Consider the following 15,386-nt stretch of genomic DNA (forward strand, 5'->3'; position numbering starts at 1 on the left):
CGGGAGCCGGGGCGCGTCGAGCAACACCCTGCCCACAAGGAGTATTCGATGAAGCGCAGAACGATGACGGCCGGGGTCGCCCTGGCTGTCTTCGCCGGGACGGCGGTCGCCTTGACCGTCAGCCCGGTGTTCGCCAGCCAGGAGCAGCAGGCCCAAGCCCAGGACCGCCAGGCGCTCGCCGTCTCCGCCGCCGACCGCGCCGCGGTCAGCGGCGCCGACGCCCTGGCCAAGGGTCCGGACGAGGCGTACTCGCGTGACCTGGTCACGCCGTACTTCAACGACCTCTACTCGGTCTCCTACCAGCGCAGCTACCGCGGCCTGCCGGTCGTCGGCGGCGACGCCACCGTCCTGGCCGACGGCCAGGGCCGGGTCCAGGCGATCATGGCCGCCACGAAGTCGAAGGTGGCCGTCCCGTCCACCTCCGCCGTGGTCACCAAGGCCGCCGCCGAGCAGACCTCGCGCGGCCTGCAGGCCAAGACCACCAAGGTCGAGTCCAGCCGCCTGGTCGTCAAGGTCGTCAACGACGCGCCCAAGCTGGCCTGGGAGCACGTGCTGGTCGGCTCGACCAAGGAGGGTGGCCCGAGCCACCTCAACGTCTGGGTCGACGCCAACTCCGGCGCGGTCCTGGACAAGGTCGAGGACGCCGCCCACGGCACCGTCAACGGTGAGTGGAACGGCAACGTCAACATCGACACCACCAACTCCGGCGGCACCTACCGCCTCGTGGACCCGAACCGCCCGGGTCTGCAGTGCGCTGACTACTCCGGTGGCACCGTCTTCTCGAAGTCCTCGGACTCCTGGGGCACCGGCTCGGAGACGAGCAAGGAGACCGGCTGCGGCGAGCTGATGTACGCCGCCCAGCAGGAGTGGAACATGCTCCGCGACTGGATGGGCCGCAACGGGCACAACGGCTCCGGCCGCAGCTGGCCCGCGAAGGTCGGTCTGAACGAGCAGAACGCCTACTGGGACGGCTCGCAGATCACCATCGGCAAGAACTCCGCGGGCAAGTGGATCGCGTCCATGGACGTCGTCGGCCACGAGTACGGCCACGGCCTGGACCAGAACACCCCCGGTGGCACCTCTTCGGAGTCGGGTCTCGGCGAGGGCACGGGTGACATCTTCGGCGCCCTGACCGAGGCCTACGCCAACAACGCCAAGGACGTCCCGGACTACCTGGTCGGCGAGACGATCAACCTCGTCGGCAACGGTCCGATCCGCAACATGTACAACCCGTCCCTGGTGAGCAACAACCCCAACTGCTACAGCTCCTCGATCCCCAACACCGAGGTGCACGCGGCCGCTGGCCCGCTCAACCACTGGTTCTACCTGCTCGCCGAGGGCAACAACCCCGGCGGCGGCAAGCCGACCAGCCCGATCTGCTCCGGCGGCCCGTCCTCGGTCACCGGCCTGGGCATCAAGGACGCCGGTCGCATCTTCTACGGCGGCATGCTCCTCAAGACCTCGGGCATGACCTACAAGAAGTACCGCGTCGCGACGCTGACCGCCGCGAAGAACCTCGACTCCACCTGCAACTTCTTCAACAAGACCAAGGCCGCGTGGGACGCCATCACCCTGCCCGCGCAGTCCGGTGAGCCCACCTGCACCGGCACCCCGGGCAACGAGTTCAGCGTCTCGCTGAACCCGTCCTCGGGCTCGATCGCCAAGGGCAACTCGGGCACCTTCTCCGTCGCGACCCAGACCACCTCTGGCTCGGCGCAGAACGTGACCCTGTCCGCCTCGGGTCAGCCCTCGGGCGTGACCGTGTCGTTCTCGCCGACCTCGGTGCAGACCGGCTCGTCCTCCACCGCGACCGTCAACGTCGGTTCCTCGGTGGCCAACGGCACCTACTCGATCACCGTGACCGCGGCGGGCGCCACCAGCCACACCGCGACCTACTCGCTGACCGTGACCGGTGGCGGCAACCCGGACCCGGGCGCGCCGAACATCGACGTGGCCGCGGTCCAGGCGCACCTGACCCAGCTCAACACCATCGCGACGAACGCGGGCGGCAACCGCCGCGCGGGTAGCTCCGGCTACACCCAGTCCGTCGCCTACATCAAGGGCAAGCTGCAGCAGGCGGGCTTCACCGTCGCCGAGCAGAGCTGCAGCAGCTGCACCTACGTGTCGAACAACCTGATCGCCGACTGGCCCGGTGGCGACACCGCCCAGACGATCATGTTCGGCGCGCACCTGGACAGCGTCTCCGCGGGCCCCGGCATCAACGACAACGGCTCGGGCTCGGCCACGCTGCTGGAGAACGCCCTGCAGCTCGCCGCCAAGAACCCGACCATGCTCAAGCACGTCCGGTTCGCCTGGTGGACCGACGAGGAGCAGGGCCTCAACGGCTCGAAGTTCTACGTCAACCAGCTGAGCTCGACCGCGAAGTCGCAGATCAAGGCGTACTACAACTTCGACATGGTGGCCTCCAAGAACGGCGGCTACTTCATCAACAACATCAACACCACCGCGGCCGCGCCGCTCAAGGAGTACTGGACCTCGCTGAACCTGGCGCCGCAGGAGAACGTCGAGGGCGCTGGCCGCTCCGACGACTACTCGTTCCAGAACGCGGGCATCCCGTCCTCGGGCTACGCCACCGGTGCGTCGGCGCGCAAGACCGCCGCTGAGGCGCAGAAGTGGGGCGGCACCGCGAACGCCGCCTACGACTCCTGCTACCACAGCTCCTGCGACACCACCTCCAACATCAACGCCACGGCCCTCGACCGCAGCGCTGACGGTGTCGCGTACACGATCTGGAAGCAGGCCGTGGGCACCACCACGCCGACCAACGACTTCTCCGTGTCGTTGAACCCGACCTCTGGCACCGTCCAGCCGGGCAACTCGGCCACCACCACGGTGTCGACCCAGACCACCTCTGGCTCGGCGCAGAACGTCACCCTGTCGGCCACCGGCGCTCCCTCGGGCGTGACCGTGTCCTTCAGCCCGTCCTCGGTGCAGACCGGCTCGTCCTCGACCGCGACCATCAACGTCGGGTCGTCCACCGCCTCGGGCAACTACCAGATCACGATCTCCGGTGTCGGGTCGGCCACGCGTTCGGCGACCTACAACCTGACCGTGGGCAACACCAACCCGGGCAACTGCACCGGCTCGAACGTCATCGTCAACGGCGGCTTCGAGTCCGGCACCTCGCCGTGGACCACCACCTCGGGCGTCATCGACAGCTCGGCGCAGGAGGCCCCGCACGGCGGTTCCTGGAAGGCGTGGCTCAACGGCTGGGGCTCCACCCGGACCGACAGCGCGGCGCAGACCGTCACCATCCCGGCGGGCTGCACCAACTCCACGCTGACCTACTGGCTGCGCATCACCACCAACGAGACCGAGAACGTCCAGTACGACAAGCTGACCGTGACCGTGGGTGGTACCACCGTCGCCAGCTACTCGAACGTGGACGCGGGCGGCTCGTACGTGCAGCGCACGATCAACGTCGGCCAGTACGCGGGTCAGTCGGTCACCGTGAAGTTCAACGGTGTCGAGGACGCGTCGCTGCAGACCAGCTTCCTCATCGACGATGTGGCGCTGCAGACCAGCTGATCACCTGATCGCGACAACTGAATAGCAGAACCGGCGGGGTGGGACTCGAAGTCCCACCCCGCCGGTTCTTGTTCCCCCCGAACGGGTCTGCGGTGGATCCACAGTGGACCCGTGGGTCTAGCTGATCCACTCCTTGGCCAGCAGCTCGAACGAGCGCACCCGGTCGGCGTGCTGGTGGGTGAGCGTGGTGACCATCAGCTCGTCGGCGCCGGTGACCCGCTGCAGCGTGCGCAGCTTGTCGGCGACCTCGTCTGCGGTGCCGACGAATTGGGTCTGGACGCGGTCGTCGACCAGGCCGCGCAGCTCCTCGGTCCACTCGAAGGCCGCCGCCTCGGCCGGGGTCGGGAACGGGATGGCGCCGTCGCCCGCCCGGATGCTGAGCACCCACTGGGCATAGGGCGCGGCGAGCTCGCGCGCGGTGGCGCTGTCCTCGGCGACCACGACGTCCGCGGAGACCATCACGTGCGGCCGCGGGAAGGCCACTGACGGGACGAACGCCGCCCGGTAGGCCTCGACCGCCTCCAGCACCGACGACGGGCTCACGTGGTAGTTCGCGGTGAACGGCAGGCCCAGCTCCGCAGCCGCTTGAGCGCTCGGTCCCGCGCTGGAGCCCAGCACCCAGACCTGGGTGTCGGTGCCCTCCGCGGCGGGGGCGTGGAACCGCGTCCCGTCCTCGGCGGTGTAGCCCGCGGTGAGGAAGGCCAGGATCTGCCGGACCTGCTCGCTGTAGTCGACGTCCTCCTCCCGGGCCCCGAGCAGCCGCTGACCGGCCTCCAGCCTGCGCCGGACCTCCGGGTCGCCCAGGTTCGCCTTGGCCTTGCCGGGGATGAGCAGCCCGTCCACCAGGCGCGCGGGTGCCGCCGGGGCGTTCGCCGCGTTGAACTTGCCCGCCCAGTCGCGGGCCCGGACCAGGCCGGAGCGGCCGAGGCCGAGGTCGACCCGGCCGGGGTGCGCCAGCGCGATGGTGCCGAACTGCTCGGCCACCGAGACCGGGGTGTAGTAGCCCAGCAGCACCGCGCCGGACCCCACCCGGATGCTGCTGGTCGCGCCCGCGATCAGCGCGCTGAGCACGGCGGGCGCCGCCGAGGCCACCCCGCTGGCGAAGTGGTGCTCGGCGACCCAGAACCGCTGGTAGCCGAACTGCTCGGCCCGCCTGGCCAGGTCGATCGTGTCGCGCACCGCCTCGGCAGGCGTGCGGCCGGAGGCCACCGCCGCCAAGTCCAAGATGGACAGTGGGATGGACATGGCTGGTCCCTTCCTCGCCCCGACCTCGATCATCTCGACGCTACCGCCCGGTCGGGGGGTGGTCCGCGATGTGGAACGCCGGGAATACGCACCGCCGGTGACCGGTTGCGCCCGGGTTCGACCCGTTCGGCGCAGTATCGGCGGCCGGGCCGCGAACGATCTTCTCGACGGTGGGACCTGTCCCGGGGGGAGACGCTCTTGTCCGCGGTTGAGGTGCTCGACGACGGTGTGTCGGGTCGGTGGTTGGTCACCGGGGCGTGTGGGCAGCTCGGTGCCCACGTGATGGAACAGCTGGCGCACACGGGTGCCGCTGTGCTGGGGGTCGGCGCGCGGCCGTGCCCCGGTGCGCACGGAACCGTTCTGCCCCTTGACCTCCGCCGCGGTGACGACCTGGACGCGGTGCTGCGCCGGTACCGGCCGACCCACGTGGTCCACTTGGCCGCGGTGTCCGCGCCGGGGCAGGTGGCGCTCGACCCGCGGCGCGGGTGGGCGCTCAACACCGTTGTGGCGCGGCGGTTGGCCGCGTACGCGCGTCAAGAGGACGCGTGGATGCTTTACCCGTCAAGCGATTTCATCTGGGAGGGCACCGCTCGACGGCGCTACCGGGAGCAGGACGCACCCGTGGCGCGGTCCGCCTACGCGTGCACCAAGCTCGCGGGGGAACGGGCTGTGCTGGAGGAGAACGCGGGTGTTGTCGCCCGGTTCTCCTTGCTGCAAGGCGATCCCCTGTGCCCGAGGCAGACGACGTGGACCCGGGTCGGGGCCGCGTTGCGGGCCGGGCGCGAAGTGCCGGTGTGCGCGGACGAGTACCGGACCCCCTTGGCGCTCACCGCGGCGGCGCGGGTTGTCGTTGGCCTGGGGCAGCGACGGGCACGCGGTCTGCTGCACGTCGCTGGGCCGGAGGTGCTGACCCCGCGCGACTTGGTAGCTCGTGTCGCTGAGGGCATCGGGGTGGTGCCGCGGCTGCGCGTGATCTCCCGCCGCGACCTGCCCGGTGGTGCCGAACGCCCGGCGAACATGGCGATGTCCGGTGCGCTGCTGGCCGCCAGGTGGCCGGAGTTGGCGCCGGGACCGCTGCGGGTGCGGCCCGCGTTCGGCGTGGTGATCCCGGTGTACCGGGGCGCGGACGTGCTGCACCGGTCGATCGGGTCGCTGGCCGAGCAGGAGTTCCCCGGCGACCTGCACGTCGCGCTCGCGGTCAACGACGGTGAACCCCGCACGCTGCGCGCCGCCCAGCGGCTGGCCCCCGTGCTGCGCGCCGCCGGTGCCCGCTGCGCCGTGCTGCTCACCCCGCCCGGCCGGGTCCCCGCCATCAACGCCGCCGAAGCCGTGCTGCCCGCAGGCCCCCGCCTCTACCTCGACCAGGACGCCGTCCTCTCACCCGGCAGCCTGACCGGTCTCGCCCGCGCCCTGGCCCCCGGCACCGGCACCCACTTCGCCGTCCCCACCGTCCACATAGCCCACACCGACAGCGTCGTGTCCCGCGCCTACTACCGGACCTGGCGCTCCCTGCCCTACGTCCGCCAATCCCCAGCCACCATGGGCGCCTACGCCGTCTCCGCCCTCGGCCGCACCCGCTGGCCCCACTTCGCCCCCATCCGCTCCGACGACAAGTGGGTCCGCTGGCACTTCGCCCCCGAAGAACGCGCGGTCGTCACGACGGCGAGCTACGAGGTGATCGTCCCGAGAGGGCCCCGCGAGCTGGTAAGGGCACGTCGCCGCTACCAGAAGGGCAACGACGAGCTGACGTCGCTGCCGATGGCGCACGGGGACGGGGAGGGGCGGCATCGAGGAGTGGTGGGCGCCCTGCTGCGCCGACCGGCGTCGGGGGCGGTCTTCCTGGGGGTACACGCGGCGGCCGTGGTGCTGGACCGGTGGTCACCGCGGTGAGGGTGGATGTGGTGGTGCCTGCCCGGGATGAGCGGACGCGGCGCTGGATGTGCTGATGCCCGCTTGGGATGAGGGGGCGCTGGTGGGGCCTGTGTCCGATCGGTGTTGGCCAGTAGCGCCGGGCTGGATGTGCGGGTGGTGCGGGGCTGCGTCGGCGTCGAGCGGCGGGCGGGTTGCCGTGCGGCAGCAGTGGGGCGGGGTGCTTCTGGCCGCGGGGCTATGGAGGGGCGGTCCGTGTGGGCTAGGGCGCGGTGGTGGTGACTTGGGGGCTGGTGGCCGCTTGGGCGAGGTGGGGCTGTGTGGGCATGCGTTGGTTGGCGGGACGGTGGTGCGGGGTGGGGGATGAGGTGCCTGCTCAGGTGATAGGGCGTAGCGGGGGTGGCTCTGGGGCTGGCGGTGCGGGGTGTTCTGGCCGCGGGGTGTGGAGGGGCGGTCCGTGTGGGGCTGGGGCGCCGCGGTGAGGGTGGATGTGGTGCCTGCTCGGGAGAAAGCGGCGTGGCGTTGATCGATCGCGTGGGTGTGGGGCGAGTGCGTGGCATTGGTGCGGGCGGGGTGGCTTCGCGCTGTTGGGGTGGGCGCCCGGGGTTGGTGTCTCAGGAGGCTGGTGTGGGTGTGGGGGATGGGCCGTGATGAGGGTGGATGTGGTGGTGCCCGCTCGGGATGAGGGGGCACTGGTGGGGGCCTGTGTCCGATCGGTGTTGGCCGGTAGCGCCGGGCTGGATGTGCGGGTGGTGGTGGTCGCCAACGGGTGTTCGGATGACACGGGGGAGCGGGCTCGGGAGGCTGGGGCCGTTGTCGTCGAGACCGCGGGGGAGGGGAAGGCGGCGGCGTTGAACGTGGGGTTGGCGCATTGCCGGTCGGGGGCGGTGGTGTTCCTCGATGCCGACACCGTTTTGACGCCGGGGGCTTTGGGGGCGATGGCTCGGGCCTTGGATGTGCCGCGGCCCAGGTTGGTGGGGCCGCGGCCGTTGTTGGTCGAGCCGTCGGGGTGGTTGGCGCGGAGTTTCGCCGCTGTGTGGCTGCGGTTGCCGGGGGTTGCCGGGGATGTTGTGGGGGCCGGGTGTTACGCGGTCAACGCGGCTGGGCGTGCCCTGGTGCCCGAGTTCCCGGACGTGGTCGCCGATGATGCTTGGGTGCGGACCAGGTTCGAGGAGCGGGTCGTTGCCGGGACCTTCCTGTTCGTGCTGCCCAGCGGCCGCGAGCTGATCAACGTCGTGCGGCGGTGGCGGGACGGCAACGCGGCTCTGCCGGAGTCGCCGTCCGCGGGCACGGGCATCAACCTGGCCTTCGTCGCACGTCGGCCGCGCCTGTGGCCGTACCTGCCCGGTTTCCTCGCCGTCCTCGCACTGGGCAGGCGGCAGCGCGGTTGGGCGAGGTCGGAGGCCGTGCGCCACACCGGCCGCATGGCCTCCTCCTACACCTTCCTCACCGAAACGACCCCCACCGCGGACGCCTACGAGCAGCTCCACACCCTGGCGTCGAGGTTCCCCCAGGCTGGTCTCTACGGCGCGGGACCCGGCGACCTGGTCCGGCGCGGCAGGCCGGTCGGTGTCGCGCTGGTGGAGACCCGGCTCTGGGACCGCGTCGGGCGGCCCACCGACCTGGGCACCCTCTACGCCAGGGCCCGCGCGGTCGGCGCCACCCCGATGACCACGCCGCTGGCCCGCTGAGCGGCGTTCCCTGCCGAACAACCGGTGTGCCCCCCACGGCTAGACCGGTCCCGCGATCGGTCGGATACTCGCGACCATGACGGCGACGACACCCCAGGTCCGGCATCCCCTCGACCCCCTGACCGGCGCGGAGATCGCCCTGGTCCGCGCGGTCCTGGTCGACGCGGGCCGGGTTGGCGAGACCACGCGGTTCCCCAGCGTGCTGCTGCTGGAGCCGCCCAAGGCCGAGGTCAGGGCGCACACCGACGGGGCGGCGTTCAGCCGCCGGGCGCAGGCCGTGGTGCTCGACGTCGCCACCGGGGTGGCCAGTGAGGCCGTGGTCGACCTGGTGGCCGGGGCGCTGCTCGACTGGCGCGACCTGGAGCCCGGTGCCGGTCAGCCCGCCGTGCTGTTCGAGGAGTACGACCGCAGCGCCGACCTGGTGCGCGCCGACGAGCGCTGGCAGGCCGCGCTGCGCCGCCGCGGTGTCGAGGACTTCTCGCTGGCCTTCGTCGCGCCGCTGTCGCCCGGGTTCTTCGACTACCCCGAAGAGAAGGACCGCCGGGTCCTGCGGGCGCTGACCTTCCTGCGCGACTTCGAGGAGGACAGCCCCTGGGCGCACCCGGTGGAGGGGCTGCTGGCCAAGGTCGACCTGATCACCGGCGAGGTCATCTCGGTGGACGACGTCGGCGACGTCCCGGTGCCCGCCGAGCACGGCAACTTCGACGCCGCGCACGTCGGGCCGGCCCGCACCACGCTCAAGCCGATCGAGATCACCCAGCCCGAGGGCGTGAGCTACACCGTCGACGGCAACGAGGTCAGCTGGGAGGGGTGGAAGTTCCGGGTCGGGTTCAACGCCCGCGAGGGCCTCACCCTGCACCGCGTCGAGTTCGACGGCGACTCGGTGGCCAACCGGGTGTCCATGGCCGAGATGGTCGTCCCCTACGGCGACCCGGCGCCCTGGCGGTACTGGATCTCCTACTTCGACGCGGGCGAGTACCTGCTCGGCAAGAACGCCAACAGCCTCAAGCTGGGCTGCGACTGCCTGGGCGTCATCCACTACTTCGACGCCGTCGTCGCCGACGACCACGCCAACGCGGTGACCATCCCGCAGGCGATCTGCATGCACGAGGAGGACTACGGGATCCTCTGGAAGCACACCAACATCCTCACCGGCGCCACCGAGGTCCGCCGCTCGCGCAGGCTGGTCGTGTCGTTCTTCGCCACCATCGGCAACTACGACTACGGCTTCTTCTGGTACTTCTACCTCGACGGCACCATCCAGCTGGAGGCCAAGGCCACCGGCGTGGTGTTCTGCGGTTCCGCCGAGCCGGGCAGCACCTCCCCGTACGCCGCCGAGATCGCCCCCGGCCTGATGGCCCCGGTCCACCAGCACCTGTTCTGCGCCCGGCTGGACATGGAGGTCGCGGGGGAGCGCAACACCGTCGACGAGGTCGACGTGGTCGGCATCCCCCTGGGCCCCGACAACCCCTACGGCAACGCGTTCACCACGACCACCACGACGCTGAGCAGCGAGGCGGGCGCCCAGCGGCTGTCCGACGCGACCAAGGCCCGCACCTGGGTCATCCGCAACGACGACAACACCAACCGGCTCGGCAAGCCGCGCGCCTACCAGCTGATGCCGCACACCGGCCCCACGCTGCTGGCCCAGCCCGAGTCCACTGTCGCCGCCAGGGCCGCGTTCGCCACCAAGCACCTGTGGGTCACCCAGCACGACGACGCCGAGCGCTTCCCGGCGGGCGACTACCCCAACCAGCACCCCGGCCAGGCGGGTCTCCCGACGTGGACGAAAGCCGACCGCGACCTGGAGAACCAGGACGTCGTGCTCTGGCACGTGTTCGGCCCGACGCACGTGCCCAGGCCGGAGGACTGGCCGGTGATGCCGGTCGACTACAGCGGGTTCACCCTGCGCCCGCACGGCTTCCGCGACCGCAACCCGGCCATGGACCTGCCCGACGGCGCCAAGTCCTGTTCGCACTGCCCGCCGGGCCAGTGCGGTTGCAATCATTGACCGGACCGGAACCGAGTGCTGACCAAGGAGCTCGCCGCAGGTTGATTCCTGCAACTTGCATCTACAGCTGTTGATCGACCTCGCTCACGCCACCACGCTGGCTGGATAGCGACGAGAACGCGCCCCGCCCTGGACATCCGGGGGCGGGATCCGCGCGTGCGGACGCACGTGCACCGACCGGTGCCGCGCCGTCCCACCGCATTTCGGTATTTCTACGGACACCGTGACCCGCCCCACAGGCGCACGCTGTTCGTCACACCGCCACCGCGCGTTCCCCCCGCTGTTGTCCGAGGATGGTGTTCCCCGTGAGTGTTCTGTCCATTGAGGACGTCTGGGTCGAGCGGTCGGGCCTGCCGATCGTGCGCGGCGCGGCGGTCTCGGTCGGCGCTGGGCAGGTCACCGTCCTGCTCGGTGCCAACGGCGCGGGCAAGACCACCCTGCTCGAAGGGGTCTCCGGGGCGATCCCGATCGCCAGGGGCGCCATCACGCTGGCGGGCGCGCGGGTGGAGAAGCTGCGGGCCTGGCGCCGGGCGCGGGCCGGACTGGCCCACGTCGAGCAGAACCGCACCGTGTTCCGGGACCTGTCCACCGCGGACAACCTGCTCGCCGCCTGCCGCCCCGGCGGCACCATCGACGAGGTGCTCGACCTGTTCCCGGAGCTGCGCAAGCAGATCAACGCCCCGGCAGGCCTGCTCTCCGGCGGCGAGCAGCAGATGCTGGTCGTGGGCAGGGCGCTGCTGGGCAGGCCCAAGGTGCTGCTGGTCGACGAGATGTCGCTGGGTCTGGCGCCGATCGTGGTCGAGCGCCTGGCCAGGGCGATCCGCCAGCTCGCCGACTCCGGGGTCGGGGTGCTGCTGGTCGAGCAGTTCGCCAACCTCGCGCTGGGCATCGCCGACCGCGCGTACGTGATGGCCAGGGGCGAGATGGTCTACGCCGGTGACGGATCGGCCCTGCTGGCCAACGAGTCGCTGCTGCGCGCCCTCTACCTGGGCGACACCCGCGTCTGAGCCCCGCGTTCGCCCCCCCACGACTGGATCCCCCTGAGACCCCGGCGACTGGAGTCACCCGAAGTGGACACTGTGCGTAAGACCCGGCCGAAGGGCGGGTTCCTGGCCGCGGCGGGCCCGCTGGGCAAGCCCCTGCCGCTGGCGCTCGTCGTCGCCGCGGTCGTGGTGGTCGTGCTGTCCGCGGTGGCGAGCACGTCGATGCTGTTCAACCTCACCAGCGCGGCCGTGTCGATCGTGTTCATGCAGAGCTACGGCCTCATCACCGGCCGCGCGGGCGTGATCTCGCTGTGCCAGCTGTCCTTCGCCGCCATCGGCGCCTGGACCGTCGGCTGGGCCAACGTCAACGACGTCCCCGGCGGCCTCTACGTGTGGCTGCTGCTGGGCGGCCTGGTCGCCGTCGTCGCCGGTCTGCTCATCGGCCTGCCCGCGCTGCGCCTGCGCGGGGTGAACCTGGCCGTGGCCACCTTCGCCTTCGCCATCGCGCTCGACGTCGTCTTCGGCGGCCTGAACTTCCCCGGCCAGGACGACTACGACTTCGTCACCCGCCCTGACCTGTTCGACACCGACCAGGCGTACTTCGTGTTCACCGCCATCGTCGCCGCGGCCATCTTCGTCGGCCTGTACTTCCTCGACCGCAGCCGCCTCGGCGGCGCCCTGGTCGAGATCCGCCACTCCGAGCGGGCCGCCGCCGCGCACGGCATCAGCGTCACCCAGGGCAAGCTCGCCGCCTTCGCGCTCAGCGCCTTCGTCGCGGGCATCGGCGGCGGGCTCATGGCCGGTCAGCTCGGTGTGGTCACCGCAGGCAACTTCTCGTCGTTCGCCTCGGTCGCGATGTTCGCCATCGCCCTGTTCGTCGGCACCAACAACGCCGAGGGCGCCATCGCGGGCGGCCTGCTCGGCGCGTTCGTCCCGGTGCTGATGGACGCGATCGGCATCCCGCAGGACCTCGCGTCGCTGCTGTTCGGCCTCGGCGCGATCCAGGTGCTGCGGCTGGGCCAGAGCCAGACCGACCTGATGCGCACCCAGCGCCGCCGCAAGCGGGCCGCCAAGAACCCGCTGCCGCCGATCGCGGCGCCGCCGGTGCCGGTGTTCCCCAAGCGCAGGCCGGTGCGCCCGGTCGGCAGGGGCGCGCCCGCGCTGGAGGTCAAGGACCTGCGGGTCGCCTTCGGCAACCTCGTCGCGGTCGACGACGTGAACCTGGTGCTGCCGCGCGGGCACATCGTCGGCCTGGTCGGCCCGAACGGCGCGGGCAAGTCCACCCTGATCAACACCGTCACCGGGTTCACCGCCAACTACACCGGGCGGGTCCTGCTCAACGGCAAGCGCATCGATGCGCTGGCCGCCCACCACCGGGCCCGCGCCGGTGTCCGCCGCTCCTTCCAGCAGCTGCGCGTGCCGACCTCGATCTCCGTGGGCATGTTCCTGCAGGTCGCGGCCGGTAAGACGCTCCCGGCCAAGGAGATCGCCGAGCAGCTGCGCCTGTTCGGCTGCCCGCCCGCCGACACGCCCATGGAGGCCGTCGACGTGGCCACCCGGCGCCTGCTGGAGGTCGCGGGCCTGGCCGCGGGCCGCCCGCCGGTGCTGCTGCTCGACGAGCCCGCCGCCGGGCACTCCAGCGACGAGACCCGTCTGCTGGTCGAGCGCCTCTCGGAGATCCCCGAGCGCTTCGACACCTCCCTGCTGCTGGTCGAACACGACATCGAGGTGGTCAGGGCCACCTGCGACCAGGTCGTGGTGCTCGACTTCGGCCGGGTCATCGCCGCAGGACCGCCCGAGCAGGTCCTGTCCGACCCCACGGTGATCGCCGCCTACCTCGGCGACGCCACCCGCTGACCCCTCCGGGGCGCGCCCCCGCGCTCCGGCCGTTCACACCACAACCGGGTTCAGGAGTCCTCACCATGAGCAGAGCGTTAGTCAAGATCGGTGGCATCGTCGGTGCCGCGGTCATAGCCACCTCCCTGGTGGCGGGCTGCGGGTCCAGCGGGGACACGATCAAGATCGGCGCCATCGCGGGCCTCACCGGCAACTTCATCACCGAGGAGGTCGTCAAGACCGCGGGGCGGGTCTTCGACGACGTCAACGACGCCGGGGGGATCGGCGGCAAGAAGATCGAGTACATCGTCAAGGACGACGCGGGCAACCCGCAGCGCACCGCCCAGGTCGCCCGCGAGCTCGCCGACGACGGCGTGGTCGCCATGGCCGGGTCCGGCAGCTTCACCGACTGCGACGTCAACGACGCCTTCTACCGGCAGCAGAAGATCAGCTCGGTGATGGCCGTCGGCGCCAGCCCCAAGTGCTACCAGAGCCCCAACATCGCCCCGGTCAACGTCGGGCCGTTCACCCTCATCACCGCGGAGCTGCTCTTCGCCTCCGAGACGCTGGGCAACCAGAAGGTCTGCAACTTCACCGTCGTGCTGCCCGGTTCCGAGCAGGCGGTCAACGACGCCATCGGGCAGTGGGAGAAGATCAGCGGCAAGAAGCTGGTCGTCAACGACACCACCGTGCAGCAGAGCGGCGACCTGACCCCGTACCTGCTCAAGGCCAAGCAGGCGGGCTGCGACGCGGTGCTGTTCAACCCGGGCGAGCAGCTGGTGGTGCCGTTCCTCAAGGCCGCGCAGACCCAGGGGATGTCCGATGTGGACTTCCTGCTGCTGGCCCCGGCCTACACCGAGAGCGTCGCCAAGGCCGTCGGCGGCCTCGGGCTGAAGGTCTACGCCGGTAGCGAGTTCGAGCCGTTCACCGCCGCCAGCGACGCCAACAAGGGCTGGAAGGACGCCGTGACCCGCGCAGGCGCCCAGCCCACCGCGTTCTCCCAGGGCGGCTACCTCGCCGCGCGGTTCGTGGTGGACGTGCTCAAGTCCATCAAGGGCGACATCACCCGCGAATCGGTCAACGAGGCGCTGCGCTCGATGCAGCCGATCTCCAACCCGATGGTGGGCACCCCGTTCATCTTCGGCCCCGGCGAGCGGCACGCGCCCAACCAGGCCTCGAAGATGGTCGAGCTCAAGGACAGCGCCTGGGTCCCGCTCGGCGACTTCATCACGGTCCCGACCTCCTCCTGACCTTTCCCGCTCGGTTCTCACCCCTCTCCCGACCCGGAGGCTGTCGTGCTCCAACTGTCCGCGGCCATCGCCGGGCTGGTCACCGGCGGCGCGTACGCCCTGATGGGGCTGTCCACGCTGCTGACCTACCGGCTGGTGTCGGTGGTGAACTTCGCCCAGGCCGCCGTCGGCGCGTTCGGCGCGTTCGCCATGGTCATCCTCTACGAGGAGGGCTGGCCGCTGGTCCTGGCGGTGCCCGCGGGCATGATCGTGGGCGCGGCGCTGCACTGCGGGCTCGGCGCGATCATGGTCCGCTGGTTCGCCGAGTCGAGCGAGGGTGTCAAGGCCGCGGTGACGATCGCCGTCTACACCGGTCTTGTGGCTGTGGGGCTGCGCCTGTTCGGGGCGCAGCACCCGCACCGCTTCCCCAGCCCGTTCGACGACCCGGCGTTCACCCTCGGTGGCGTGGTGGTCACCTGGACCGCCATCGTCACCATGGTGCTGGCGGTGGTCTTCGCCGCCGCGCCCGCATTCCTGTTGCGCAGGACCAAGATCGGGCTGCTGCTGCGCGCCCAGGCCGAGCGCCCCACCACCGCCGAGTTGATCGGCGTGCGGGTGCCCCGGCTGTCGATGATCGTGTGGGGCGTGGCGGGCGCGGCGAGCTCGCTGGCCATCATGATCATCGCTCCGCAGCTGGCCAGCGACTTCGGCTCCCAGGCCGCGCTGATCACGCCCGCGCTGGCGGCGGTGCTCATCGGCGCGTTCCGCAGTTTCCCGGTCACGCTGCTCGGCGGTCTCGCGCTGGGTGTGTTGCAGGGCTTGGCTAGTACCTGGCAGGCGGTGCAGCAGTTCCGCGGTGTCCTGCCCTTCGTGGTCATCCTGGTAGTCCTGGTCTGGACCCGCAGGGGAGACCGCTGGGACGAGCCCGCGTAATCGTTTGGCCGGGCATCCCTTGTCCAGCCAGCCTCTTTAT

The 15,386-nt window shown here is 71.0% G+C and carries 9 protein-coding genes; 8 read left to right on the plus strand and 1 reads right to left on the minus strand.

Translation table 11 applies throughout. The features are described from left to right. Positions 1-48: 48 nt before the first annotated feature. A complete protein-coding gene (locus tag JOD54_RS18015) occupies positions 49-3,549 on the plus strand; it encodes a M28 family peptidase (RefSeq protein ID WP_239573418.1) in 3,501 nt (1,166 codons plus the stop codon). Between the two features lie 117 nt (positions 3,550-3,666). Here the strand turns inward: JOD54_RS18015 and JOD54_RS18020 are convergent, their stop codons facing one another. Beyond that, positions 3,667-4,794, minus strand: coding sequence for an LLM class flavin-dependent oxidoreductase (locus JOD54_RS18020; RefSeq protein WP_204451642.1), 1,128 nt, complete (start codon positions 4,792-4,794; stop codon positions 3,667-3,669). A gap of 198 nt (positions 4,795-4,992) precedes the next feature. Between JOD54_RS18020 and JOD54_RS35105 the strand changes: the two genes are divergently transcribed. The 7 genes from JOD54_RS35105 (at position 4,993) to JOD54_RS18055 (ending at position 15,346) form a co-directional block, all read left to right on the plus strand. Continuing rightward, complete coding sequence (locus tag JOD54_RS35105; RefSeq protein WP_204451643.1) at positions 4,993-6,684, plus strand: sugar nucleotide-binding protein; 1,692 nt, start codon at positions 4,993-4,995, stop codon at positions 6,682-6,684. Positions 6,685-7,313: 629 nt separating this feature from the next. Next, positions 7,314-8,354 carry a glycosyltransferase family 2 protein gene (locus JOD54_RS18030; RefSeq protein ID WP_204451644.1) on the plus strand — a complete coding sequence of 347 codons (1,041 nt, stop codon included), beginning with the start codon at positions 7,314-7,316 and terminating at the stop codon, positions 8,352-8,354. 76 nt (positions 8,355-8,430) lie between these two features. Beyond that, positions 8,431-10,365: a primary-amine oxidase gene (locus JOD54_RS18035; RefSeq protein ID WP_204451645.1), complete on the plus strand. Its 1,935-nt coding sequence runs from the start codon at positions 8,431-8,433 to the stop codon at positions 10,363-10,365. Positions 10,366-10,670: 305 nt separating this feature from the next. Next, positions 10,671-11,372 (plus strand): ABC transporter ATP-binding protein, encoded by a 702-nt coding sequence (locus JOD54_RS18040; protein ID WP_204451646.1) that lies wholly within the window; start codon positions 10,671-10,673, stop codon positions 11,370-11,372. A 63-nt stretch (positions 11,373-11,435) separates the two neighbouring features. Beyond that, positions 11,436-13,205: a branched-chain amino acid ABC transporter ATP-binding protein/permease gene (locus JOD54_RS18045; RefSeq protein ID WP_204451647.1), complete on the plus strand. Its 1,770-nt coding sequence runs from the start codon at positions 11,436-11,438 to the stop codon at positions 13,203-13,205. 65 nt (positions 13,206-13,270) lie between these two features. Further along, positions 13,271-14,434, plus strand: coding sequence for an ABC transporter substrate-binding protein (locus JOD54_RS18050; RefSeq protein WP_204451648.1), 1,164 nt, complete (start codon positions 13,271-13,273; stop codon positions 14,432-14,434). Between the two features lie 45 nt (positions 14,435-14,479). Beyond that, positions 14,480-15,346: a branched-chain amino acid ABC transporter permease gene (locus JOD54_RS18055; RefSeq protein WP_204451649.1), complete on the plus strand. Its 867-nt coding sequence runs from the start codon at positions 14,480-14,482 to the stop codon at positions 15,344-15,346. The last annotated feature ends 40 nt before the right edge of the window (positions 15,347-15,386 follow it).

Origin of the sequence: Actinokineospora baliensis (assembly GCF_016907695.1) — a bacterium.
Taxonomy (GTDB): Bacteria; Actinomycetota; Actinomycetes; order Mycobacteriales; family Pseudonocardiaceae; genus Actinokineospora; species Actinokineospora baliensis.